The organism is Streptomyces sp. ISL-11, assembly GCF_018614525.1.
Taxonomy (GTDB): domain Bacteria; phylum Actinomycetota; class Actinomycetes; order Streptomycetales; family Streptomycetaceae; genus Streptomyces.
Window position 1 is genome coordinate 17,626 of sequence record NZ_JAGGOL010000041.1, and the last position, 23,442, is coordinate 41,067.

Here is a 23,442-nt window from a genome sequence, read left to right on the forward strand (position 1 = left end):
CGTCGACAGCCCTTCTGCGTGAGGACACCGATTCATGCACAACGACCGCGCGATCACCGAAGCCCGACTGCAGCGCGTGCTGGAGGAGCGGATCCGGCCCGCCGTGTACCCGGAGTCGGTGCCGCTGACCGTCTCCGTGTGGCACGCGCCGGGCGAGCCCGTGCCCGTCGCCGAGGGGCTGGCGGCGCGGCGCACGCCCATCGAGGTGGGGGCCGAGTGGGGGCCGCCGTGGGGTACGAGCTGGTTCACCGTGGCCGGGCGGGTGCCGCGGGAGTGGGCGGGCCGGACGGTGGAGGCGCTGCTCGACCTGGGCTTCGACGAGAACATGCCGGGGTTCCAGTGCGAGGGCCTCGTCTACCGCCCGGACGGCTCGCCGGTGAAGGGCCTCAACCCGCGCAACCAGTGGGTGCGGATCGTCGAGAGGGCGGCGGGCGGCGAGGAGGTGCTGCTGCACATCGAGGCGTCGTCGAATCCCGTGATCCTGGACTACCGGCCGTTCCGGCCGACCGAGCTGGGCGACCGGGAGACGGCGGACGCCGCGCCGCGCTACCGGCTGGCCCGCATGGACCTGGCCGTCCTGGACCGGACGGTGTGGGAGCTGGTGCAGGACCTGGAGGTGCTGGGCGAGCTGATGGCCGAGCTGTCGGTGGACGCGCCGCGCCGCTGGGAGATCCTGCGGGCCGTGGAGCGGGCGCTGGACGCCGTCGATCTCCAGGACGTCGGTGGCACGGCGGCACGGGCCCGCGAGCGGCTCGCGGACGTGCTGTCCGCCCCCGCGCACGCCTCCGCCCACCGGATCAGCGCGGTGGGCCACGCGCACATCGACTCGGCCTGGCTGTGGCCGCTGCGCGAGACGGTGCGCAAGGTGGCCCGTACGACCGCCAACATGACCGCCCTGCTGGAGGACGAACCGGGCTTCGTCTACGCGATGTCGCAGGCACAGCAGTTCGCCTGGATCAAGGAGCACCGGCCCGAGGTGTACGCGCGGGTGAAGAAGGCGGTCGCCGACGGGCGGTTCGTACCCGTCGGCGGCATGTGGGTGGAGTCGGACACGAACATGCCGGGGTCGGAGGCGCTGGCGCGGCAGTTCGTGCACGGCAAGCGGTTCTTCCTGGAGGAGTTCGGGATCGAGACGGAGGAGGTCTGGCTGCCGGACTCGTTCGGCTACTCCGCCGCGCTGCCCCAACTGGTGAAATTGTCGGGCTCGAAGTGGTTCCTGACGCAGAAGATCTCGTGGAGCCGGACCAACAAGTTCCCGCACCACACCTTCTGGTGGGAGGGCCTGGACGGCACCCGGGTCTTCGCGCACTTCCCGCCGATCGACACCTACAACTCCCGGCTGTCGGGCCGGGAGGTCGCGCACGCGGTCCGCAACTTCCGGGAGAAGGGCGGCGCGACGCGGTCGCTCGCGCCGACCGGGTGGGGCGACGGCGGCGGGGGCACGACGCGCGAGATGCTGGCACGGGCGAGGCGGCTGGCGGACCTGGAGGGGTCGGCGCGGGTCGTCTTCGAGAAACCCTCGGCGTTCTTCGAGAAGGCGCACGCCGAGTACGGGCACGCCCCGGTGTGGGTCGGCGAGCTGTATCTGGAGCTGCACCGCGCGACGCTGACCAGCCAGGCCCGGACCAAGCGGGGCAACCGCCGCTCCGAGCACCTGCTGCACGAGGCCGAGCTGTGGGCGGCGACGGCGGCCGTACGGGCGGGACTGCCCTATCCGTACGAGGCGCTGGACCGGCTGTGGAAGACGGTGCTGCTGCACCAGTTCCACGACATCCTGCCCGGCACCTCGATCGCGTGGGTGCACCGGGAGGCGGCGGCGACGTACGCGGCGGTGGCGGCGGAGCTGGAGGAGATCATCGGGGGCGCGCTGGCGGCGCTGGCCGGTGCCGGCGCGGACGGTGGCACGGTCGTCTTCAACGCGGCACCGCACGCGCGCGGCGGCACGCAGGCGCACGGCGCCGCCGTGGCGGGCGCCGACGGTCCGGCCCCCGCACAGGCCGGGCCGCGCGAGGGCGGCGGCTTCGTTCTCGACAACGGCCTGCTGCGGGTGGAGATCGACGGCCGGGGGCTCGTGGTCTCCGTGTACGACCGGCGGGCGGACCGGGAGACGGTCGCCCCCGGGGCGGCCGCCAATCTGCTCCAGCTCCACCAGGACTTCCCCAACATGTGGGACGCCTGGGACGTCGACCACTTCTACCGCAACGCGGTGACCGACCTGACGGACGTCGAGACGCTGGAGCCGACCGGCGAGGGTGCCGTGCGCGTGGTGCGGGCCTTCGGGTCCTCGCGGGTGGAGCAGTGGCTGTCGCTGCCGGCCGGTGTGGGGCGGCTGGACGTCGAGACGCGGGTCGACTGGCACGAGACGGAGAAATTCCTCAAGGCCGCGTTCCCCCTGGACCTGCACGCCGACCGGGCGGCGGCCGAGACCCAGTTCGGCCACCTCTACCGCGCCACGCACACCAACACCAGCTGGGAGGCGGCGAAGTTCGAGGCGTGCGCGCACCGGTTCGTCCACCTGGAGGAGCCGGGCTGGGGGGTGGCGGTGGTCAACGACTCGACGTACGGCTACGACGTGACGCGCACCGTGCGCGAGGCGAATACCGGGACCACGACGACGGTCCGGCTCTCCCTGCTGCGGGCCCCGCGCTTCCCGGACCCGCGCACCGACCAGGGCACGCACCGCTTCCGGTACGCGCTGGTGCCGGGCGCGTCCGTGGGGGACGCGGTGCGGGAGGGGTACCGGATCAATCTGCCCGAGCGGAGCGTGGCGGGGTCCACGGGCGTGGAGCCGCTGGTGTCGGTGACGGGCGACGCCGTCGTGGTGTCGGCCGTCAAACTCGCGGACGACGGCAGCGGGGACGTGGTGGTGCGGCTGTACGAGTCGCTGGGCGGGCGGGCGCGGGTTCGCCTCGCGGCGGGCTTCGATGTGGCGGCGGTGAGTGTGTGCGATCTGCTGGAGCGGGCGGTGGGCTCGGCGGAACTGTCCGACGGGGGCGTTCCGCTGGCGTTCCGGCCGTTCGAGATCGTCACGCTGCGTCTCCGTCGGGCGTGACGGCCCGCCCTCCATCGCTCGCCGGGCAGGCTCGATCGAGCCTGCCCGGCGATCACGAAGCGGGCAGGAGTGCGCCCGTCATGTCAACGCCGGTCAGGCGATGGGGACGTCGACCTGGCGGTTGCGCTGGCTCGGAGCCAGGTTGTCCTGGTCGGCATGGCGCCGGGTACCGTCGGAGAAGAACAGGGTCGACCGGACGTTGAGCTTCCAGGTGTCCCTGCCGACGGGCTCGATTCTGATGCGCAGCCGTCCGTCGCGCATGGCCGACCACGTGGCGGGCTCTGTCAGACTCAGGGCGTACGGGCCGTCGGCGTCCCCGTCCGAGAACTCGTCGTCGCCGAAGTGCTCGCCGAGGGTCCCGATGGTCTTGTTGGTGTTGTCCGTCACCGACGTGAAGACCTTCGTGTCGTGGTCCTTGTTGTCGTAGGTGGTGTAGAAGGTCACCTCGACCGCCGTCAGCGTCGCCTCGGCCCGCGTCTGTGCCTGAGCCGTCCGCACGGCATGGGGCGTCCCGGCCGCCTGGGCCGTCCCCACGCCGATGCCGGACACCATCAGGCCCAATATCATCACCGTGCCCGCCGTCCTCTTGCGCATCGCGTGCGCCATGATCGTTCCCCTCCCGTTGACTGCTCGGTGCTCGGTCAGCACGACTATGACCCCGGTCGAAGTCGTTCCGGCATCCCCAGAATTGGGGAGGCCGGAGTGACGGCCCTGGCGTGATCCGGCCGGCGAAAGCAGCGATCAGGAGTCGAGCGCGGCGAGCAGTTCATCGCGGCCGCTGACACCGGTCTTCCGGAACACCGCTTTCACGTGGGTGTTGACGGTGTGCAGGGAGACCTGGATACCGCGGGCGATCTGCTTGGGAGCCGACCCGGAGTACAGGTGCTGGAGGACCAGGCTCTCGCGGGCGGTCAGGCCGTGCCAGGCCGCGAACGTGGGCAGGAGCAGGGCACCGGTGGCTTCCTGGAAGACCACGGCGACATCGCCCTTGCCGTCCTCGTCGAGGGGCTGGGCGTGAACGGCGACCCGCCGTCCGAGAAACGCCGTGGGACTACAGGCGACCGGGCGCGGTGCGCCCGGGTCGATGAGGTGACGCCGCGCGGCCAGGGATATCTCCAGCATCGACACATGAGGCATCCACTCCGGCGCCAGGCCGCGTGCCGGACTGATCTCCCCCATCCATGCGCGTGCTTCGGGAGTGAGGGAACGTATCCGGTGGTCGGCACCGACGATGGCGACTCCCGCCGGGAGATGTGCGCCACGCGGAGGTGACCCCGCGGCGGCGTACCCGCGCAGGAGGGCGATCAGCAGCGGGGAGAGCCGGGCCAGCCGGGCGGCGTCGTCCTGGTCGAAGGGTCTGCTGCCCGATTCTCGTATCAAGGCCAGCAGGCCCCACAGCCCCTGGCCGTTGCGCAGCAGCAGCCGCGCCTCGCACCCGGCTCCGGATGCAGCCAGAGTGCTCAGCACACTCCGGTGTCCTGGAGTGGAACGATGGTTGCCGTCGAACAGTCCCACCGGCTTCGGCTGCCGGGTGATGTCGGCGGGGCTGAAAGGGTCCTCACCCAGATAGGCATCGAACAACTGCGCCTGTACGAGATCGGGGCTGAAATCGTGCAGGAAACCGAACGAGACGGCGCCGGTGACGGGATTCATCCCGAACAGACGCAACCCGTCGTGCGCGACCCACGGGTGGACAGCCTCGGAAACCAGCGCGGCCAGTTCGTCCCGTACGAAACGTTCGCCTACCGCCGCCTCCAGGCAACGAGCCACCCCGTCCGCATCCCCCACGCCTCGACTATGGCCCCGCCCCCGAAGCCAGTCCAGGGGCGGGCTCCCGATGACATGGCTTCCGAGGACGAAGCCCGCCCGGCGCTCCAGGGCGCTATCCCCCGATCGCCCCCATCAGCATCGGGAACGACGCCGACAGCTCGCGTTCCCAGTACGGCCAGGTGTGGACGCCGGTGTGGGCGCAGACCGTGGCCGGGATGCCGTGCCGGGTCAGTGCCGCGCGCAGTTGCCGGTTCTCGCCGTGGATGAGGCGTTCGATCAGTTCCATGCCGGGTGTGGCCGGGTCGGTGCAGCGGGAGGCGGGCGGTGGCGGGTCGCCCCACTTCCAGCGCGGGCCCTCGTCGGTGCCGTTGCCGTAGGAGAGGTACAGCGCCGTGCCGGCGAGCGAGGCCGCCCGCTCGACCGGGCTGTTCCGCTTCCACAGCCACTGCTGGCGCAGGTCCCGGGGGTCGGTGGTGTCGAAGGGGTAACCGGGTTCGCCCCATACCCGCTTCCAGTCCGTCAGGCAGATGAGGCCGCCGAGCTTGACGGCGTCGGGGCCGCTGGGTCCGCCGTCGGTCGCCTGGTGGAGCGGGCTGACGGCGCCGCTGTAGGAGGCCGCGGCCTTGAAGGCGCCCGGTCGTGCGGCGGCGAGCTTCAGGGCGCCGTGGCCGCCCATCGACAGGCCCGCGACGGCGGCCCGCCGGGTGCCGGCCCGGTAGTCGCGCTCCAGCAGGGGCCGCAGTTCGTCCAGGAGGTAGGTCTCCCACGCCGGGGCGCCCCACCGGCCGTCGTTGTACCAGTCGCTGTACGAGCTGCATCCGCTGGTCTCCGGCATGACGACGATGACGTCGCGGCGGGCGGCGAGCTCCTCGATGTGGGTGTGGTCCGTCCAGTCACGGTGGTCGCCTCCGCTGCCGTGGAGCATCCACAGCGTGGGCCAGGTCCGTTCGGCGTCCCTGGACCAGCCCCGGGGCAGCAGCAGCCGCACCCATTTCGACGGGGCGTCGATCTCGGGCGAGGCGACCGCGAGATCGAGCATCCGGTCATCGACCCGCACTTCCCGGACCACGTGGGCCGGGTTGCCGGCGGGGGCGGCGGCCTCGACCCGCTGCGTCCCCGCCACCGGCAGCAGCAGCGCGAGGACGGCCAGGGCCCACCCGGCCCGCGTCCCGCCACCGCGTCTTCCCCACCACGCCTTGTGCACCATGCGAACCCCCTCCACATCGGTGATGCGGCGCATATTACGGTGAGGGTGTGACGACGTACGTGGCGCTGTTGCGCGGCATCAATGTGGGCGGTAAGCAGCGGGTTCCCATGCAGACCCTGCGGGAGATGCTGACGGGTCTGGGCTGCGAGGCGGTCCGTACCCATCTCAACAGCGGCAACGCCGTGTTCACGCACCCGGACGCCGACGAGGAGTCGCTGGCCGCCGGACTGGAGCGGGCGATCTCGCGGGAGCTTGGGCTGTCCGTGCGCTGCCTGGTGCGCAGCGCGGGTGACATACGCCGGGTGGTTGACGGCAATCCGTTCGCCGGACGGGAAGTCGATCCCGCGCGCTTCCTGGTGACGTTCCTGGACGCGCCCGCCGACCCGGCGGCCGTCTCCGGACTGGATCCGGCGGCGTACGCGCCCGAGGAGTTCGCCCTCGGTGAGCGGGAGGTCTACCTCCACTGCGCGAACGGCATCCGGGACTCCAGGCTGGCGAAGACGCTGACGGAACGGCGGCTGGGCAGGGTGGGCACGGCGCGCAACTGGAACACGGTCACCAAGCTCGCCGCGATGGCGGAGGACTGACCGCCCGGACAGGTGTACGGCGGCTCCGCTTAGCATGCGGACATGAAACTCCGTTTCCCCCGACGGCGCGGGCGGCTGCTCACGGCCGTCGCCGCCGGTGCCGTGCTCGCCGGGGCGGGCACCTGGACCGTGGCGTCGGCCACCGGTCCGGGCGAGCCGGCCGTGCACCGCGAGGACCGGTTCCTGACGATGCCCGAGGCACCGGCCGGCCGGGACACGGTGCGCGTCGACACCTCGTTCTTCACCTCCGGCGGTACGGGCCGCAGGCCGGCGGTCCTGCTGGCGCACGGCTTCGGGGGCAGCAAGGACGATCTGCGCCGGCAGGCGGAGGGGCTGGCGCGGGACGGCTACGCCGTGCTGACGTGGTCCGCGCGGGGCTTCGGGCAGTCCTCCGGCCGGATCGGTCTGAACGACCCCGGCCGCGAGGTCGCCGACGTGAGCCGGCTGATCGACTGGCTGGCCGCGCGTCCGGAGGTGCGGCTCGACGCGGCGGGCGACCCCCGGGTGGGCGTCGCGGGCGCCTCGTACGGTGGTGCGGTCGCGCTGCTGGCGGCCGGTCACGACAAGCGCGTCGACGCCATCGCCCCGCAGATCACGTACTGGAACCTGGCCGATTCGCTCTTCCCGGACGGTGTGTTCAAGAAGCTCTGGTCCGGGATCTTCTTCACCGGCGGTTCCGGCGTCGGCGCGCTCGCGGGCACCGGTGGCAAGGCCGCGCCCGTCCCGCCGCCGGGGCAGGGCGGCTGCGGGCGGTTCGAGACGACGCTGTGCGCCATGTACGAGCGGGTGGCGGTGGCCGGGAAGCCGGACGCGGCGGCGCGTGAGCTGCTGGAGCGCCGCAGCCCCTCGGCGGTCGCCGACCGGATCAAGGTGCCCACGCTCCTCGTCCAGGGCCAGAGCGACTCGCTCTTCCCCCTCGGCCAGTCCGACGCCGCCGCCCGGGCCATCGGCCGCAACGGCGCGCCCGTCGCCGTCGACTGGGTCGCCGGCGGTCACGACAGCGGCGGCATCGGCGAGGACGGCCGCGTGGAGCGGCGCACGCGCGCGTGGTTCGACCATTACCTCAAGGACGACGCCGGCGCGGACACCGGCCCGGCGTTCCGGGTCAGCCGGACCGGGGGCATCGACACCACCGACGGCAAGGCGCGGTTGCGCGGCGCGAGCGGCGACCGCTATCCGGGGCTGCGCGACGACACCCGGCCGGTCGCCCTGGCCGGCCGCCCGCAGACCTTCGGCAGCCCTGCGGGCGCGACGCCCCCGGCGATCTCGGCGGTGCCCGGCATGGGCGGCCTCGCCCGGCTGTCGGGGCTGGGCGTGGGCGTCTCCCTGGACTTCCCCGGCCAGTACGCCCGTTTCGACTCGGCGCGGCTCACCGAGGGCGTCCGCGTCACCGGCTCCCCCACCGTCAAGGTGAAGGTCGCCTCGGACAGCGGGGAGGCGGTCCTCTTCGCCAAGGTCTACGACGTCGGGCCCGACGGGCAGCAGGTGCTGCCCGGACAGCTCGTCACCCCGGTGCGTGTCGACGACGCCCGGGACGGCAGGACGGTCGAGGTGCGGCTGCCCGCCATCGACCACACCTTCGAGTCGGGGCACCGGATGCGGCTCGTGCTCGCCGCCACCGACCTCGGCTACGCCTCGCCGGTCCGGCCGGCCACGTACACCGTCGCCCTGGCCGGTGAGGGCCTGAGCGTGCCGACCGCGCCAGGGGTGCGGACGGCGTCGGCGGCGCTGCCCTGGTGGACGTGGGGCCTGCCGCTGGGCGGCGCGGCCGTCGCGGCGGCCGTACTGCTGACCGGGCGCCGGCGGACCGCCGCGCCCGCGCCCGATCCGGCGCTCGCGGACGTGCCGTTGCAGATCACGGAGCTGAGCAAGCGGTACGCCAGGTCCGCCGACCGGTACGCCGTGCGGGAGTTGTCGTTCCGGGTCGAGCGGGGACAGGTGCTGGGGCTGCTCGGGCCGAACGGCGCGGGCAAGACGACCACGCTGCGCATGCTCATGGGCCTCATCCGGCCCGACGGCGGGGAGGTGCGGGTCTTCGGGCACGCCGTCCGGCCGGGCGCGCCGGTGCTCTCACGCGTCGGGGCGTTCGTGGAGGGGGCGGGGTTCCTGCCGCACCTGTCCGGGCGGGCCAACCTCGACCTGTACTGGCGGGCGACCGGCCGGCCGGCCGAGGACGCGCACGTCGAGGAGGCCCTGGAGATCGCCGGGCTGGGCTCCGCGCTGGAGCGCGCGGTGCGCACGTACTCCCAGGGCATGCGGCAGCGGCTGGCGATCGCGCAGGCGATGCTGGGCCTGCCGGATCTGCTGATCCTGGACGAGCCGACCAACGGTCTGGACCCGCCGCAGATCCGCGAGATGCGCGAGGTGATGATCCGCTACGCGGCAGCCGGCCGGACCGTGATCGTCTCCAGTCATCTCCTCGCCGAGGTCGAACAGTCCTGTACGCATCTGGTGGTGATGGACCGCGGCCGGCTGGTGACCGCCGGGCCGGTCGCGGACATCGTGGGCTCGGGCGACACGCTGCTGGTGGGTGTGGAGGGCGAACTGACGGAGCCGCTCGTGGAGAAGGTGGCCGCGCTGCCGGGCATCGCCTCCGCCGTCCCCGGTGACGAGGGGCTGCTGGTGCGGCTCGACGGCATGAGGGCGCCGGAACTGCTGGTGGAGCTGGTCAGGCTGGAGGTCCCGGTGGCGCGCGTGGGTCCGCACCGCCGCCTGGAGGACGCGTTCCTGACCCTGATCGGAGGCTCGTCATGAGCTCGGCGCAGAAGACCGTGCCCGCCGCCGCGCCGGGCTACCGCCCGCGGCACACACTGCCGTTGCGGGTGGAGGCCATGCGGCAGCTGCGGCGGCGCCGCACGCTGGTGGTGGCGGCGGTGCTGGCGGTGCTGCCGTTCGTGCTGATCGCGGCCTTCGCGATCGGCGGGGAGCCGAGCGGCCGCGACGGCCGCATCACCCTGATGGACACCGCGACCGCCTCCGGCGCCAACTTCGCGGCGACGTGCCTGTTCGTCTCGGCGGGCTTCCTGCTGGTGGTGCCGGTGGCGCTGTTCTGCGGCGACACGGTGGCGTCCGAGGCGAGCTGGTCCTCGCTGCGTTATCTGCTGGCGGCTCCGGTGCCGCGCGCCCGGCTGCTGCTGAGCAAACTGACGGTGGCGCTGGGCTTCAGCGCGGCCGCGATGGTGCTGCTGCCGCTGGTCGCGCTGGCGGCGGGCACGGCCGCGTACGGCTGGGGCCCGCTCCAGATCCCCACGGGCGGTGCGCTGCCGGCCGGTACGGCCACATGGCGGCTCGCGGTCGTCGTCGGCTACATCTTCGTGGGGCAGTTGGTGACGGCGGGGCTGGCGTTCTGGCTCTCGACGGTCACGGACGCGCCGCTGGGGGCGGTCGGCGGTGCGGTGGGGCTGACGATCGTCGGGAACGTGCTGGACGCGGTGACGGCGCTCGGGGACTGGCGGGACGTGCTGCCGGCGCACTGGCAGTACGCGTGGGCGGATGTGCTCCAGCCGCACCCGGAGTGGGGCGGGATGGTCAAGGGCGCGGCGGTTTCCGTGGCGTACGGGGTGGTGCTGGTCGCGCTGGCGTTCCGGCATTTCCGGGGGAAGGACGTGGTGTCCTAGCCGGCACGGGTCGCCGGCCGGCCGGAGGGGACGGCCGTCACGGCCCGCCCGGCGTGGCACCGGGACCGGCGGACCACCCCTAAGGGGTGGCGATGAGACGGCTGAGCCGCGGGGCCAGCCACGGTCTGCGGCCGCCGGCCGGTATCCCGCCGCGCGCGACCGCTTTCCAGAGCGGGGTGCGGCGGAACGAGACGAGCAGGAACGCGGTCGGCGCGGCCGTGATCCGGCAGTCGTAGGCGCGCGGCGGTACGTCGCGGGTCACGGTCGCCGTCCCGTCCTCGATGACGACCGCCAGCCGTGGACCTCCCCGGACGGCGAGGTCGAAGGCGATGCCGACGTCCCGTGCCCGGGCGGTGTCCAGGGCCAGCGGCATCATCGTCGGCATCACCTGCCCGATCACCAGGCGCGCCTCGTCCGGCCCGACCGTCCACGGCAGCCGGGCGCCGCGCGCGATGTCGAGCCCGTGGAGGAGGGTCTCGTTCCTGTGCGGCAGGTGTCGTCGGCATCCTTGCGGCGTGAGGGGCGGGCCCCCTCCGTCGCACCCTCTGTTTCGGGGCTCCGCCCCTGGCCCCGGAAGCGGCTGCGCCGCTTGTCCTCAATCGCCGAACGGGCTGGATTTCCGTGGCCGGGCGCGGTATTTCAGCCTGACCGGCGTTGAGAGACCGCCGCAGGAGCGACAGCCCCACATCGCCCCCGCCACCTGCTATTCATACGTACATGCATGTATGAATAGCAGCTGCGCAGAACCGCTGAAGAAGCCGCCCAGACCCGCGCGGCCCTGCTGACCGCCGCCCTCTTCCTCTTCGCCGAGCGCGGCGTCGCCTCGACGAAACTCGTCGACGTCGCCCAGCGGGCGGGACTGACACGCGGGGCGGTCTACCACCACTTCGCCGACAAGGCCGACCTCCACGCGGCGGTCATCGCCGAGTCCTGGGAATCCGTCACCGCACCGGTGTGGGCCGCCCTGGACTCCGACGGCACGCTGGAAGAGCGGCTGCGCGGCTTTCTCCTCACCTGGCTGCGGCAGTTGCGCGAGGACGAGCGGTTCCGGGCGCTGCTGACCCTGACGCTCCACACCTCGCACGGCCCCGACCGCAAGGCCCCCTCCCCCGCGAGCCCCTCCGGCACTCCCTCCGAAGGGTCCGCCGACGCCGAGGGCTGGCAGGCCAAGGCGTTCGGCCTGGCCGACTGGCAGGGGCGGCTCCAACGGGCCCTGGGCCGCGACCGGCCCCGCCGCGCGGCCGGCGCCGACGGCGCCGCGGCCCACCTCCTGGCCTGGCTGTGCGGCACCGCACTGCTGGCCGCCACCGATCCGGACCTCCTCCCGCCGGCCGGCGTCGCCGGCGTCGCCCCCGTACTCAGAGGTGTTCTGCCGTGAAATCACCCGGCTCCCCCGACCCTTCCTCCTCCCCTTCCGCCTCTCCGACAACCCGCCCCGGCGCCGCTGTCGCCGTGACCGCGATCGCGCTGGGCGTCGACATGTTCCTCTACGGCAGCATCGTTCCTCTGCTGCCCCGGCTCCCCGCCGTCGACGGCTCCGCCATGACGGCGGGCGTGCTCTTCGCCGTGTACGCGGTGGCGCTGCTGGGCGCGACCCCGTTCATCGGCGCGTGGGTGGACCGGCACGGCCCCCGTGCCCCGATGCTGGCGGGTCTGGTCGGACTCGCCGCCGCCACCGCCCTGTTCGCCGGTGCCATCAACACCACCGGGGCCGCGGGCCTGAGCGCACTGCTGATCGCCCGCGCCGCCCAGGGCATCGCCGCGTCGGCGTCGTGGACCTCCGGGCTCGCGCTCATCGCCGCCACGCACGCCCCGGACCGGCGCGGGCGCTCGATGGGGCTGGCCCTGTCCGCCGTCGGCGTCGGCGTCCTCCTCGGCCCGGCGCTCAGCGGCCCGCTCGTCGACGCCTTCGGGCCGCGCGCCCCCTTCCTCCTCGTCGCCGTCCTCGCCGCGGGTGACGCCCTCGCCCGGATCCTCCTGGTGAAGCCGGTGGTCACCACCGATGTGCGGCTGCCCTACCGGACGGTGCTCCGCGGCCCCGGTGCCGGCATGCTGATCGCGCTGACGGCCATGGGCGCCGCCGCGATCGCGCTCCCCGAGCCCATCCTCCCGCTGCACCTGGACCAACTGGGCCTGGGGCGCGCGGGGATCGGCCTGGCCTTCGCCGCCGCGGCCCTGGGCGGCAGCACCGCCGCGCCTCTCGCGGGCGCACTCGCCGACCGGGTCGGCGCGCCCCGGATGGCCGCCTGCGGCGCGCTGGTCACCGCGGTGGGATTCCTGCTCACGGGCCGGGACTCCACGGTCCTGTCCGTCGTCGGGCTGGTGGTGGTCGGCTTCGGCGCCCAGGTCGTCCTCGCCCCCACCCTGGTCCTGGTCGCCGTCTTCGCCGAGCACACCCGTCCGGCCGCCTACGGTGCGGCGTACGCGCTGTACAACGTCGCCTACACCGGCGGACTCGCGCTGGCGCCGCTCGCCGCGGGAGCGATGACCAGTGCCATGAGCGTGGCGGCCGCCACCCTTCTCGCCGGTGGCGCGGCGGCTGTCCTCGCCCTGGTGCTGGCCACCCGCCGTCAGCCGGCCAAGGGCTCCACCCGGTCACCACAGCCCACCCGGCCCGGCTGCTCCACCGACGCGTAGAAGCCGACGGCGTGCCCGAAGTCGCGGTGGACGGTGCGCAGCAGCCCGCGGTCGGCGGGCAGGCCCTGCTGGGGCAGCGAGATCATCACGCAGTGCGGGCAGGCCGCCTCCACCCGCAGGACGGCTCCGCCGACGCGCACCGTACGCCCGAGCCAGTCGGGGTCGGCGGGGCCCTCCACCACGAGGTTGGGCCGGAACCTCCTGGTGTCGGCCGTGGTCCCCGCGGCCCCCGCCAGGGCGGCCAGGGCTCCGGTGGTGACCAGGTGGACGGGAAAGGCGTCGAAGTACGTGCCGGGAATGGTCGGAACTCCGCGACCTCCGGTGGCAGTGTGGAGAGGTCGGGCACCTCACCCAGGTCCGGCACCCCGAAGAGGTCCTTGAGGTACTGCTCGACGTCCTCGGGATAGGCGCGCAGGTAGTGCGTCCGCTCACCGGCCGGCAAGCGGGGCCACAGGCTGACCTTCCGCCCGAGGTGCTCGCTCAGCGCGACGGCCGCCATGGCGTCGCCCGCGACGGCCTCGCCCCCTCCGGGCAGCGGCACCCCGACGGGCGGCGACGGCAGACCGGCCTCCGGTTCCCGCGTGTAGCGCGGGTGGAGGTCCAGCAGCGCCCTGAGGAACACCAGCAGCACGGCGACGGGCGCGGCGACGGCCAGCGGACGGCGGGCGACGCGCGCCGCCACGCGCGACCACCACGACCGGTCGGGCCCCTCGGACGGCCGGTGGCCGAGCCGGCGCAGCAGTGGGGTGATGTTCCCCGCGTCCAGCCGCGTGCCCGCGGCCAGCAGAGCGGCCGGCAGGACGGTGACGGCCGCGACGCCGACGTCGAGCACGGCGGGGATGGCCGCGTAGGCGAGGGAGCGCAGGAAGTACAGGGGGAAAGCGGGCAGGTCACGAGCCTGCGCGGGCCGATGTCGGTGGTCTTCGACAGCAGTCCCGCGGACGGCTCCTGCGGTGTGCTGGCCGGCTTCGTCGAGGGACCCGCCGCCCGGGCCCACGCCCGCCTCTCCGCCACCGCCCGCCGTGCCGCGGTGACCACCCAGGCCGCCCGTCTCTTCGGCGCCCGCGCCGCCGCGCCGCGGCACTACGCGGAGAAGGACTGGACGGCCGAGGAGTGGACCCGCGGCGGATACGCCGCGCTCTTCCCTCCCGGCGCCTGGACCGGCCTGGGACCCGCCCTGCGGCGGCCGGTGGACCGTATCCACTGGGCGGGGACGGAGACGGCCACCCGCTGGTGCGGTTACATCGAGGGCGCCCCGCACTCCGCGGACCGGGTCACCCGCGAGATCACCGGAGAGACGGCCGGCTGAGCGGGTGGTGACGGGCGCCCGGACGCCGGAGCGTCACGAGATCCGGGGAGCGCCTTACACCGTGACCCCCGCAGCATCACGAGGGCCGCGGAGCGCCGTACACCGTGCCCCCGGACGCCGGAGCGTCACGAGGGCCGCGGAGCGCCGTACACCGGTTCCGCCTCCCGTGCCCGCCTCAGCAGTCCGCGCACCTCCTCCCCCACCTCCTCCGGTGCCCAGCGCTCCGCCTTCTCCGTCGTGGGTCCGCGCCGCCAGCCCTCCATGACGGTGATGCGGCCGCCCTCCGCCTCGAAGACGCGGCCCGTGACGCCGGCCGAGTCCGCCGACGCGAGCCATACCACCAGCGGGGAGACGTTCTCGGGCGCCATCGCGTCGAAGCCGCTCTCCGGTGCCGTCATCGTCGCGGCGAACGTCCGCTCGGTCATGCGGGTGCGGGCGGCCGGGGCGACGGCGTTCGCCCGGACGCCGTAGCGGGCGAGTTCGGCGGCCGCCACGAGGGTCAGGGCGACGACGCCGGCCTTGGCAGCGGCGTAGTTGGCCTGGCCCACGCTGCCCAGGAGGCCCGCGCCCGACGTGGTGTTGACGACGCGGGCCTCCGGCGTACGGCCCGCCTTCGTCTCGGCGCGCCAGTGCGCGGCGGCGTGCCGCAGGGGCAGGAAGTGGCCCTTGAGGTGGACGTGGACGACGGCGTCCCAGTCGTCCTCGTCGAGGTTGACGAGCATCCGGTCGCGCAGGAAGCCGGCGTTGTTGACGAGGGCGTCGAGACGCCCGTAGGCGTCCAGCGCGGTGGCGACGAGGGAGGCCGCGCCCCCGGTGGTGGCGATGTCGCCGCGGTGGGCGACGGCCTCGCCGCCCAGCCCGGTGATCTCGTCGGCCACGCTCCGGGCCGGGTCCGCGGAGCCTCCCTCGCCGCCGGGGCCGGTGCCGAGGTCGTTGACGACGACGCGTACCCCCGCCGCGGCGAGGGCGAGCGCGTGGGCCCGGCCGAGGCCGCGGCCGGCGCCGGTGACGACGGCGACGCGTCCGGTGCGGGTTCCGGTCATCCGTTCACTCCTGGTGGTTGACGGAGGCTGCGTCGAGGAAGGCCGGGCGCTCCCCGCCGCCGTGGACGAGCAGGCTGGCGCCGGTGATGTAGGCGGCCCGTTCGGAGGCGAGGAAGACGGCGGCGGCGCCGATCTCGTCTGGTTCGGCGAGCCGGCCGGCGGGCACCGTGCGGGCGACGGCGGCGACGCCGTCCGCGTCGCCGTAGTGGAGGCGGGCCGACTCGGTGCGCACCATGCCGAGGACGAGGGTGTTGACGCGGATCGCGGGGGCCCATTCGACGGCCATGGTGCGGGCGAGGTGTTCCAGCCCCGCCTTGGCCGCGCCGTAGGCGGCGGTGCCGGGCGAGGGGCGCGAGCCGCTCACGCTGCCGACCATCAGGACGCAGCCGCCGGAGGGCTGTTCGCGCATGTGGCGGTAGGCGGCGAGGGAGGCGGTCAGCGGCGCGGTGAGGTTCAGGTCCATGATCCGGGCGTGACCGGCCGCGTCCGCCGTGCCGAGCGGCCGGAACGGCGTACCGCCGGCGTTGTTGACCAGCACGTCCACGCGCCCGTACTCGCCCACGACGCGGGCGAGGAAGGCCCGTACGGCGTCCGCGTCCCGCAGTTCCACGGGCAGGAAGCGGGCGGTCAGGCCGCCGGCCGCGACCGGCCGCTCCGGGGGTCTGCGGGCGCAGATCACGACGTGCGCGCCGGTGCGCAGGAAGGCCCGGGCGATGCCCGCGCCGACGCCGCGCGTACCACCGGTGACGACGGCGACCCGGCCGTACGGGTCCTGCGCGCTGTCCATCCGGCCACCTCCCGGGGTGGTGAATCCGCTGCTACCGTCGGACCTAACAAACGTTTGGTGGAAAGGTAGCTGATCCACTGATGGGTGTCTCCACCTCCCGCCCCGAACCGGGCGTCGCCGTCGTCACCGTGGACTTCCCGCCCGTCAACGCGCTTCCCGTGCGCGGGTGGTACGAGCTCGCCGACGCCGTGCGCGCGGCCGGCGCCGACCCGGCCGTCCGCTGCGTGGTCCTGGCCGCCGCCGGGCGCGGCTTCAACGCCGGGGTCGACCTGAAGGAGATCCGGCGCTCACCCGGACACCAGGCCCTGCTCGGCGCCAACCACGGTTGTGCGGCGGCCTTTTCGGCGGTCTACGACTGCCAGGTGCCCCTCGTCGCCGCCGTGCACGGCTTCTGCCTGGGCGGAGGCGTCGGCCTCGCCGGCAACGCCGACGCCGTCGTCGCCTCCGACGACGCCGTCTTCGGCCTGCCCGAGCTGGACCGGGGCGCGCTCGGCGCCGCCACGCACCTGTCCCGGCTCGTACCGCAGCACCTGATGCGCACCCTCTACTACACCTCGCGGACGGTGAGCGCGCGCGAGCTGCACCGGCACGGGTCGGTGTGGCGGGTCGTGCCGGCCCCGGAACTCCCCGCCGCCGCACTGGAACTGGCCCGTGAGATCGCCGCCAAGGACGGTTCGCTGCTGCGGCTGGCCAAGGCCGCGCTCAACGGCATCGACCCCGTCGATGTCCACCGCGGCTACCGCTACGAGCAGGGCTTCACCTTCGAGGCGAACCTCAGCGGTGTCGCCGACCACCTCCGTGCGGCGTTCGGCGCCGGGAAGGAGCGGCCGTGAGCACCGACAAGACCATGACCGCCGACGAGGCCGTGTCCCGCCTGGAGAGCGGCATGACCGTCGGCATCGGCGGCTGGGGCTCGCGCCGCAAGCCGATGGCACTCGTCCGGGCCCTGCTGCGCTCGGACGTCCGCGACCTGACCGTCGTCTCCTGCGGCGGCCCGGACGTGGGTCTGCTGGCGGCCGCCGGGCGCATACGCAAGCTCGTCGCGGCCTTCACCACGCTCGACTCCATCCCGCTCGAACCGCACTTCCGGGCCGCCCGGCAACGCGGCGAGCTCGAACTCATGGAGCTGGACGAGGCGATGATCCTGTGGGGCCTGACGGCCGCCGCGCACCGGCTGCCGTTCCTGCCCGTCCGTGCGGGCCTGGGCTCCGATCTGATGACGGCCGGCGGCCTGCGCACGGTCACCTCGCCGTACGAGGACGGCGAGGAGTTCGCCGCCGTGCCCGCGCTCACGCTCGACGTCGCGCTGGTGCACCTCAACCGGGCGGACGCGCGGGGCAACGCCCAGTACCTGGGCCCGGACCCCTACTTCGACGACCTGTTCTGCGAGGCCGCGCGGGAGGCGTACGTCTCGTGCGAACGCGTCGTCGCGACCGCCGAGTTCGCCCCGGCCGGCGGGCCGCAGACGCTGCTGGTGCGGCGGCACTGCGTCAGCGGTGTCGTCGAGGCGCATGGCGGGGCGCACTTCACGTCCTGTGTGCCGGACTACGGGCGGGACGAGGCGTTCCAGGCCGCGTACGCCGAGGCGGCCGCCGACCCGGCCGCGTGGCGGGAGTTCACCGGCCGGTTCCTGTCGGGGGACGAGGGGGCGTACCGCGCCGCCGTCGCGGACTTCACCGGGGAGGCCGCGTGAGCGGGGCGGGCAGGGCCGAGGTGTGCGTCGTGGCCTGCGCGGAGGCGTGGCGGGGCGACGGGGAGATCCTGGCGAGCCCGATGGGGCTGGTGCCGACGGCCGGGGCGCGGCTGGCGAAGCTGACCTTCTCGCCGGAGCTGCTGCTGACGGACGGCGAGGCGACGCTCGTCGCCGATGTGCCGGCGCTGGGCGCGCCCGCGCGGGTGGCCGAGGGCTGGCTGCCGTTCCGCCGCCACCTCGCGCTGGCCGCCGGCGGCAAGCGGCACGTGATGATGGGCGCGAGCCAGCTCGACCGGCACGGCAACCAGAACATCTCCCGCATCGGCGGCCCGGAGCGGCCCGCCCGGCAGCTGCTGGGCGTGCGCGGGGCGACGGTCAACACCCTCAACCACCCGACCAGTTACTGGATACCCCGGCACACGCCGCGCGTGCTGGTCGAGCGGGTCGACATGGTCTGCGGCGTCGGCTACGACCGGGCGGCGGCCGCCGGACCGTCCGCGACACGCTTCCACGGCATCCGGTGCGTGGTCACCGACCTGGCGGTCCTGGACTTCGAGAGGCCCGACCGCACGATGCGGGTCCGCTCGCTGCACCCCGGCGTCACCGCCGAGGAGGTACGGGCCGCGACGGGCTTCCCGCTCGACGTGCCCGCCGACGTGCCGCGCACCCGCATGCCGACGGCCGGGGAACTGCGGCTGATCCGCGAGGTGATCGATCCGGACGGGCTGCGCGCGAGGGAGGTACGGGCGTGAGGACGCCCCTCACCGAGCTGACCGGCGTCCGGTACCCGCTCGTACAGACCGGCATGGGCTGGGTGGCCGGCCCCCGCCTGGTCTCGGCGGTGGCGAACGCGGGCGCGCTCGGCGTACTGGGCGCCGCGACCATGACGCCCGGTCAGCTCCGGTCGGCCGTCCGCGAGGTGCGGTCGCGCACGGACCGGCCGTTCGGCGTCAACCTGCGCGCCGACGCCGGTGACGTGGCCGTGCGCGTGGGCATCATCGTCGAGGAGGGCGTACGGGTCGCCTCCTTCGCGCTGGCACCCTCCCGGGACCTGATCGCCCGGCTGAAGGACGCGGGTGTCGTCGTCATTCCCTCCGTCGGCGCGCGGCGGCACGCGGAGAAGGTCGCGGCGTGGGGCGCGGACGCGGTCGTGGTGCAGGGCGGCGAGGGCGGCGGGCACACGGGCGGGGTGGCGACGTCGGTGCTGCTGCCGCAGGTCGTGGACGCGGTGGACATCCCGGTCGTCGCAGCGGGCGGCTTCCACGACGGCCGGGGCCTGGTGGCAGCCCTCGCGTTCGGGGCCGCCGGGGTGGCGATGGGCACCCGGTTCCTGCTGACCGCCGACAGCACGGTCCCGGCGGCGGTGAAGGCCGCCTATCTGGCCGCGACGGTCACGGACGTCACCGTCACCACGAAGGTCGACGGCCTGCCGCACCGCATGCTGCGCACCCCGTTCGTCACCGCCCTGGAGCACTCCGGCCGCACCGCCACCCTCGTACGGGCCCTGCGGCACGCCGCGGCCTTCCGCACCCTTTCCGGCCTCGGCTGGACGTCCCTGCTCCGCGACGGCCTGGCCATGCGGCACGGGCGCGACCTGTCGTGGAGCCAGGTACTGCTCGCCGCGAACACCCCGATGCTCCTGAAGGCGGCGATGGTGGACGGCCGGACGGACGGCGGCGTGATGGCCGCGGGCCAGGTGACCGGCCTCATCGACGACCTGCCGACGTGCGCGGAACTGGTGCAACGCGTCATGAACCAGGCCTGGGAGACGGTGGCGGGGCTGGGGGCGGGCCAGGGGCCTGGGGAGCGATGACCGAGCTATGCTCACCGCGCTGCTGCGCGCGTGCGCTCTCAGCCGTCGAGCAGGAAGCCCAACACCTTCTGGAGATCCGCAGGCTCCCGGTAATGCACGCCGGTCATCCCCAGCTCGACTGCGGCCTCGATGCGGCGAAGCATGGAAACGACTACTTCATCGCCTGGAACGGCGCCTCGGCGAAGGGGTCACCGTTCCTGAATAGCACGAGGGTCGGCTTCGCGATCGCTCCCCCACCTGGCGGTGATCGTTCCCCGGCGTGGGGAAACACCCCTGTACGGCGACGGTGGGCGTTCAGCCGAGGCGGCCTTTGACCACGGCGACCATGGCGTTCAGTTCCTCGACGCGAAGGCACTTCGCCGCGACGGTGAAGACACCGAGCAGTACGGCACCGCCGCCGGCCAGCGCCCTGAGTGAGCCGAGGGCGCTGTCGCCCAGGCTTTGGGTGAGGGCATAGGCCGCCGCGCCGGCGGCGATCGCCGCCGGCGCCGACGCGAGGCAGAGCCGGGCGTACGTACGCAGGACGCGGGGGCCGTCGAGGTCGCCGCCGAGTCGGTCGCGCAGCCGGCTCCACGCGAAGCCCAGGCCGACGGCGTAGGCGAGACCGTAGGAGGCCGCCATGCCGACGACCGCCCAGTGGGAGGGGAGCAGGTAGTAGCAGAGGGCGGACGCGGCGCCGTTGACAGCGGCGACGACGACCGTGTTGCAGAAGGGCGTCCGGGTGTCCTCGTACGCGTGGAAGCCGCGCAGCACGACGTACTGCACCGAGTAGGGAATGAGCCCGAGGCCGAACGCCATGAGGATGAAGCCCATGCCACGGGCGGCGTCGACGTCGGCGCCGGCGAAGAGCAGGGTCGATATCGGAAGGCCGAGCGCGAGGAACGCGAACGCCACGGGGACGATCGCGACGGCCGATGTGCGCAGCCCTCGGGAGATCTCGTCGCGTACCGCGCCCGGGTCGTTGTCCTGGGCGGAGCGGGAGATACGGGGCAGCACGGCGGCCATGACCGACACGGTGATGATGGCCTGCGGCATGCCCCAGATCAGTTGGGCGTTGCTGTAGGCGGTGAAGCCGGTGCCTTCCCTGCCGGATGCCTTGCCGGCGGCGGTGGCCAGCTGGGTGACGACGACAGCGCCGGCTTGGTTGGCGAGGACGAACAGCACGGTCCATTTGGCGAGTTTGACCGTTCTACCGAGACCGTGGCCCTTCCAGTCGAAGCGGGGGCGGAATCGGAAGCCGGTCTCGCGCAGGTACGGGATCATCGCCAGGGCCTGCACCACGAGGCCGAGCAGGGTACCGATACCGAGCAGCCTCATGCCCTCCGGCGGGATGGTTTCCACTCGCATGCGGGACTCGCCGGCGGTGCCGTAGACCCAGACGAACGATCCGAACGTAGCGATCATGACGATGTTGTTGAGGACCGGGGTCCACATCATCGCGCCGAACTTGCCGCGGGCGTTGAGGATCTGGCCCAGCACGACATGCAGGCCCATGAAGAAGATGGTGGGCAGGCAATAGCGGGCGAAGGCGACGGCGACGCTGTTGGCCGGCTCGTCACCGGCGATGGTGCCCGACATCAGCCGCACCAGCAAAGGTGCCGCGAGCACCGCGATGGCGACAATGACGCCGAGCGTCACCATCACGAGGGTGAGCAGGCGGTTGGCATACGCCTCGCCACCGTCCTCGTCGCTCTTCATGGCTCGCACGAGCTGCGGTACGAAAACGGAGTTGAGGCCGCCGCCGACGGTGAGGATGTACATCATCGTCGGGAGGGTGTAGGCCACGGTGTAGGCATCACCGAGTATCGCGGTGCCCAGCGCCGCGGTGATCACGAGGCTGCGTACGAAACCGGTGAGCCGGGAGACCAGTGTGCCCGCCGCCATCACGGCGCTGGACCTCAAGAGGCTGGAGGCGCGGCCTCCGCCGGACTTCCCGGGAGCTGGATCAGACTCGGGGTCCGGAGCGTGAATGCGTCCTGGGGTCTGCTGGTCGCGGTACGGAGGGGAGAGGACGCCTGAGGCAGGCCCTTCGGCAGGCCGGGCAGCCGCCGGGTGACCGGCCTCGACGTCCTCCCGCCATCGGCCATACGTTCCGTCATCCGGCGTCCCCACGACCACTCTCCTCCTCACCCACGGTCCATTGGCCGCGGCGGGCTCGCTGTCGCCGGCCGACGGGCTGCGACAGATCGCTGTACCTCATGACTCGCCGGACGATTCCTAGGCGCCGCGTCCGGCGGGTCGTTCGGCTGCGGGCCGTCTTTGCCGCCTACGGCGGCGGGCGCCCTGCGGGCGCGTCCTCAAGCTCCCCCAGCTACCGCTGGGAGGTGCCCCCAGACGGGCTTGATTCGGCTGGGCTCAACCGCTTTCAGCCCGTTGGGGGCACCCCCAGCGGTAGCTGGGGGAGATTGAGGACACCACCGCGCAGCGGTGGTGCGGACGATACGGCCCCGCAGCCGCCCGCTCACGTGATCCCCCGGACCCGGCCTAGGCCCAATGCCGGTGACTTAGGTTGTGCCTTGCCGGGTGATGGTCACGGTGTCCGGTGCGGGTGGTGTCCAGTTGCGGTGCTCGGCCCGTTTGAGTGGCCAGTTGGACATCTTGCGTTTGATCACTCGGGGGCAGGTTCGGCGGCGGCGTGGGGGCAGCAGGCGTTCGGTGATCTCAGCCAGGGTGCGGGTCAGTGCCCGGGTGAGTCGGCCGGGGGGAAAACGCCGCCTGGGCCGGGACCTGGCGGCGCACGATCCGCAGGGACCGGGTGAAGGAGAGCCGGTTGGGATCAAGGCCCTGGCCGGTGGCGGCCTGGTGCATCAGCCGCCGGATGGCGTGGTGCACCAAGAGGAAGCCGTAGATCTCCTGCTCCACGCCCCACGGGTATCTCGAGCGCAGGACGAGCCTCGGGCCGCGCTGGTGGGTCTTGATCTCGTCCAGCGTGGTCTCGATCTCCCACCGCTGGGCGTAGAGCGCGGCCAGCTCCTTCGCCGGCGCCTGCTCAGGATCGAGCAGGGTGGTCAGCAGACGGTAGACGGTGGCATCGCCGGTGCGGGCAAGGGTGTACTCGATCACGCGGACCACCACCGGGTTGCGGCGGCTCTTGCGGTCCGGCTCGGCATGGACCGTGCTGAGGTAGGAGCCGTCGGCCAGAACCTGCGCCACGGGCAGAGCCGCGGTCTTACGCATCCGCCACAGCAGGTCCGCGCCAGTTGCCCGGGCGGCCTGCCACAACTCGAACCCGTAAAAGCCCCGGTCGGCCAGCAGCAGCATCCCAGCCCGCAGGCGGGTGAACAGCTGCCGGGACAGCACCGGCTCACTTACCGATAGCGGCCCGACCGCCGCACCGAACACCGCGTGCGTCCCGCACTCCACCAGTGCCACGACCCTGGCCTGCGGGAATGCGCCCGTCCCCCGCCCGGACCCCGGGCGGCTGAAGAAGCTGTCGTTCTCCGCTGTGTCCGCCAGGTCCAAAGTCGTGCCGTCCACCCCCACCAGACGCCACCGCTGATACCAGGCACCCGTCGTCTCCGGCACCGCCACCGGACGGCACACCCGCGCGAACAGCATCCTCAACGGCTCAGAGCCCAGGCGCCGACGCGCCCGCCCGATCGCGGCAGTCGTCGGCACCCGCCACGACCGCCCCCGGCTCCCCAGCCCATCGCCCAGCAGCCGCGCGACCTCCTCATACGGATGCCCGAAGAACAGACACATCGCCAGCACGAAGTACACGACCACCCGGGCCGGCAGCAGACGGCTGCGCTGCTCGCCCCGCCCGGTCTCCGTGACCACCTCATCGATCAGTTCCGGCGGAAACGCCTGCGTCAGCACCCCGATCGCGATCCGGTCCGACAACCGCTCACCCGCAGGCGCCCTGACCTGCCCCACCCTCGCCACACCGACGACAACGAAGCACAACCGCCTAAGTCACCGGCATTG

19 protein-coding genes and 2 pseudogenes are annotated in these 23,442 nt (G+C 73.4%); 12 read left to right on the forward strand and 9 right to left on the reverse strand.

What is annotated here, in order from left to right:
* The first annotated feature begins 34 nt into the window (after positions 1 to 34).
* Positions 35 to 3,052 carry a glycoside hydrolase family 38 C-terminal domain-containing protein gene (locus J7E86_RS11120; protein ID WP_215081419.1) on the forward strand — a complete coding sequence of 1,006 codons (3,018 nt, stop codon included), beginning with the start codon at positions 35 to 37 and terminating at the stop codon, positions 3,050 to 3,052.
* 93 nt (positions 3,053 to 3,145) lie between these two features.
* On the opposite strand, the gene J7E86_RS11125 is transcribed toward J7E86_RS11120, so the two are convergent.
* The 3 genes from J7E86_RS11125 to J7E86_RS11135 all read right to left on the reverse strand — a co-directional run bounded on the left by J7E86_RS11125 (position 3,146) and on the right by J7E86_RS11135 (position 6,029).
* Positions 3,146 to 3,658, reverse strand: a complete 513-nt coding sequence (locus tag J7E86_RS11125; protein ID WP_215081420.1) for a hypothetical protein — start codon at positions 3,656 to 3,658, stop codon at positions 3,146 to 3,148.
* Between the two features lie 135 nt (positions 3,659 to 3,793).
* The gene (locus tag J7E86_RS31830; RefSeq protein WP_308312553.1) at positions 3,794 to 4,840 is read right to left on the reverse strand and encodes a helix-turn-helix transcriptional regulator; all 1,047 of its coding nucleotides are present in this window, start codon (positions 4,838 to 4,840) and stop codon (positions 3,794 to 3,796) included.
* A gap of 94 nt (positions 4,841 to 4,934) precedes the next feature.
* Positions 4,935 to 6,029 carry an alpha/beta hydrolase family protein gene (locus J7E86_RS11135; protein WP_215081421.1) on the reverse strand — a complete coding sequence of 365 codons (1,095 nt, stop codon included), beginning with the start codon at positions 6,027 to 6,029 and terminating at the stop codon, positions 4,935 to 4,937.
* A 47-nt stretch (positions 6,030 to 6,076) separates the two neighbouring features.
* Here J7E86_RS11135 and J7E86_RS11140 point away from each other — a divergent pair, with 47 nt between their 5' ends.
* From J7E86_RS11140 to J7E86_RS11150, 3 genes are read left to right on the forward strand one after another with little or no spacing between them, the layout of a single operon-like run.
* Positions 6,077 to 6,616: a DUF1697 domain-containing protein gene (locus J7E86_RS11140; protein ID WP_215081422.1), complete on the forward strand. Its 540-nt coding sequence runs from the start codon at positions 6,077 to 6,079 to the stop codon at positions 6,614 to 6,616.
* A 42-nt stretch (positions 6,617 to 6,658) separates the two neighbouring features.
* Complete coding sequence (locus tag J7E86_RS11145) at positions 6,659 to 9,370, forward strand: alpha/beta fold hydrolase (RefSeq protein ID WP_215081423.1); 2,712 nt, start codon at positions 6,659 to 6,661, stop codon at positions 9,368 to 9,370.
* Positions 9,367 to 10,233 carry an ABC transporter permease gene (locus J7E86_RS11150; protein ID WP_215081424.1) on the forward strand — a complete coding sequence of 289 codons (867 nt, stop codon included), beginning with the start codon at positions 9,367 to 9,369 and terminating at the stop codon, positions 10,231 to 10,233. Before J7E86_RS11145 ends, J7E86_RS11150 begins: the two co-directional genes overlap by 4 nt.
* A gap of 79 nt (positions 10,234 to 10,312) precedes the next feature.
* Here the strand turns inward: J7E86_RS11150 and J7E86_RS11155 are convergent, their stop codons facing one another.
* Entirely contained in the window at positions 10,313 to 10,633 is a 321-nt protein-coding gene (locus J7E86_RS11155; RefSeq protein WP_251018966.1) for a hypothetical protein, read from the reverse strand.
* Between the two features lie 381 nt (positions 10,634 to 11,014).
* On the opposite strand from J7E86_RS11155, the pseudogene J7E86_RS31835 reads away from it, so the two are divergent.
* From J7E86_RS31835 to J7E86_RS11170, 3 genes and pseudogenes are all read left to right on the forward strand, one after another.
* Positions 11,015 to 11,140: pseudogene (locus tag J7E86_RS31835) on the forward strand (TetR family transcriptional regulator); the annotation flags it as partial.
* A gap of 45 nt (positions 11,141 to 11,185) precedes the next feature.
* On the forward strand, positions 11,186 to 11,611 hold the full coding sequence (locus tag J7E86_RS11165) for a hypothetical protein (RefSeq protein WP_215081425.1): 426 nt from the start codon (positions 11,186 to 11,188) through the stop codon (positions 11,609 to 11,611).
* A 74-nt stretch (positions 11,612 to 11,685) separates the two neighbouring features.
* Complete coding sequence (locus tag J7E86_RS11170) at positions 11,686 to 12,870, forward strand: MFS transporter (RefSeq protein WP_215081426.1); 1,185 nt, start codon at positions 11,686 to 11,688, stop codon at positions 12,868 to 12,870.
* Here J7E86_RS11170 and J7E86_RS31840 read toward each other — a convergent pair.
* Positions 12,804 to 13,169, reverse strand: coding sequence for an MOSC domain-containing protein (locus J7E86_RS31840; protein WP_215081436.1), 366 nt, complete (start codon positions 13,167 to 13,169; stop codon positions 12,804 to 12,806). The genes J7E86_RS11170 and J7E86_RS31840 overlap by 67 nt on opposite strands.
* A gap of 422 nt (positions 13,170 to 13,591) precedes the next feature.
* Between J7E86_RS31840 and J7E86_RS31850 the strand changes: the two genes are divergently transcribed.
* Complete coding sequence (locus tag J7E86_RS31850; RefSeq protein ID WP_308312555.1) at positions 13,592 to 14,179, forward strand: FAD-dependent oxidoreductase; 588 nt, start codon at positions 13,592 to 13,594, stop codon at positions 14,177 to 14,179.
* Positions 14,180 to 14,304: 125 nt separating this feature from the next.
* Here the strand turns inward: J7E86_RS31850 and J7E86_RS11185 are convergent, their stop codons facing one another.
* Both J7E86_RS11185 and J7E86_RS11190 read right to left on the reverse strand, forming a co-directional pair.
* Positions 14,305 to 15,222 (reverse strand): SDR family oxidoreductase, encoded by a 918-nt coding sequence (locus tag J7E86_RS11185; protein WP_215081428.1) that lies wholly within the window; start codon positions 15,220 to 15,222, stop codon positions 14,305 to 14,307.
* A 4-nt stretch (positions 15,223 to 15,226) separates the two neighbouring features.
* Entirely contained in the window at positions 15,227 to 16,009 is a 783-nt protein-coding gene (locus J7E86_RS11190; RefSeq protein WP_215081429.1) for an SDR family oxidoreductase, read from the reverse strand.
* Positions 16,010 to 16,089: 80 nt separating this feature from the next.
* Between J7E86_RS11190 and J7E86_RS11195 the strand changes: the two genes are divergently transcribed.
* Genes J7E86_RS11195 through J7E86_RS11210 form a run of 4 tightly spaced genes read left to right on the forward strand, consistent with a single transcriptional unit; the run spans position 16,090 to position 19,515 of the window.
* Positions 16,090 to 16,842: an enoyl-CoA hydratase family protein gene (locus J7E86_RS11195; RefSeq protein ID WP_215081430.1), complete on the forward strand. Its 753-nt coding sequence runs from the start codon at positions 16,090 to 16,092 to the stop codon at positions 16,840 to 16,842.
* A 14-nt stretch (positions 16,843 to 16,856) separates the two neighbouring features.
* Positions 16,857 to 17,702: a CoA transferase subunit A gene (locus tag J7E86_RS11200; protein ID WP_215081437.1), complete on the forward strand. Its 846-nt coding sequence runs from the start codon at positions 16,857 to 16,859 to the stop codon at positions 17,700 to 17,702.
* Positions 17,699 to 18,454, forward strand: a complete 756-nt coding sequence (locus J7E86_RS11205) for a CoA-transferase subunit beta (protein WP_215081431.1) — start codon at positions 17,699 to 17,701, stop codon at positions 18,452 to 18,454. Before J7E86_RS11200 ends, J7E86_RS11205 begins: the two co-directional genes overlap by 4 nt.
* Entirely contained in the window at positions 18,451 to 19,515 is a 1,065-nt protein-coding gene (locus J7E86_RS11210) for a nitronate monooxygenase family protein (RefSeq protein WP_215081432.1), read from the forward strand. Before J7E86_RS11205 ends, J7E86_RS11210 begins: the two co-directional genes overlap by 4 nt.
* A gap of 294 nt (positions 19,516 to 19,809) precedes the next feature.
* On the opposite strand, the pseudogene murJ reads toward J7E86_RS11210, so the two are convergent.
* Both murJ and J7E86_RS11225 read right to left on the reverse strand, forming a co-directional pair.
* A pseudogene (gene murJ / locus J7E86_RS11220) lies at positions 19,810 to 21,513 on the reverse strand (murein biosynthesis integral membrane protein MurJ); the annotation flags it as partial.
* A gap of 663 nt (positions 21,514 to 22,176) precedes the next feature.
* A complete protein-coding gene (locus tag J7E86_RS11225; protein WP_215081438.1) occupies positions 22,177 to 23,400 on the reverse strand; it encodes an IS4 family transposase in 1,224 nt (407 codons plus the stop codon).
* Positions 23,401 to 23,442 lie beyond the last annotated feature (42 nt).

Coding starts and splice junctions, on each gene's coding strand:
- J7E86_RS11120 (WP_215081419.1), top strand. CDS start 35: ATGCACAACGACCGCGCGATCACCGAAGCCCGACTGCAGCGCGTGCTG.
- J7E86_RS11125 (WP_215081420.1), bottom strand. CDS start 3,658: ATGGCGCACGCGATGCGCAAGAGGACGGCGGGCACGGTGATGATATTG.
- J7E86_RS11135 (WP_215081421.1), bottom strand. CDS start 6,029: ATGGTGCACAAGGCGTGGTGGGGAAGACGCGGTGGCGGGACGCGGGCC.
- J7E86_RS11145 (WP_215081423.1), top strand. CDS start 6,659: ATGAAACTCCGTTTCCCCCGACGGCGCGGGCGGCTGCTCACGGCCGTC.
- J7E86_RS11150 (WP_215081424.1), top strand. CDS start 9,367: ATGAGCTCGGCGCAGAAGACCGTGCCCGCCGCCGCGCCGGGCTACCGC.
- J7E86_RS11185 (WP_215081428.1), bottom strand. CDS start 15,222: ATGACCGGAACCCGCACCGGACGCGTCGCCGTCGTCACCGGCGCCGGC.
- J7E86_RS11190 (WP_215081429.1), bottom strand. CDS start 16,009: ATGGACAGCGCGCAGGACCCGTACGGCCGGGTCGCCGTCGTCACCGGT.
- J7E86_RS11195 (WP_215081430.1), top strand. CDS start 16,090: ATGGGTGTCTCCACCTCCCGCCCCGAACCGGGCGTCGCCGTCGTCACC.
- J7E86_RS11200 (WP_215081437.1), top strand. CDS start 16,857: ATGACCGCCGACGAGGCCGTGTCCCGCCTGGAGAGCGGCATGACCGTC.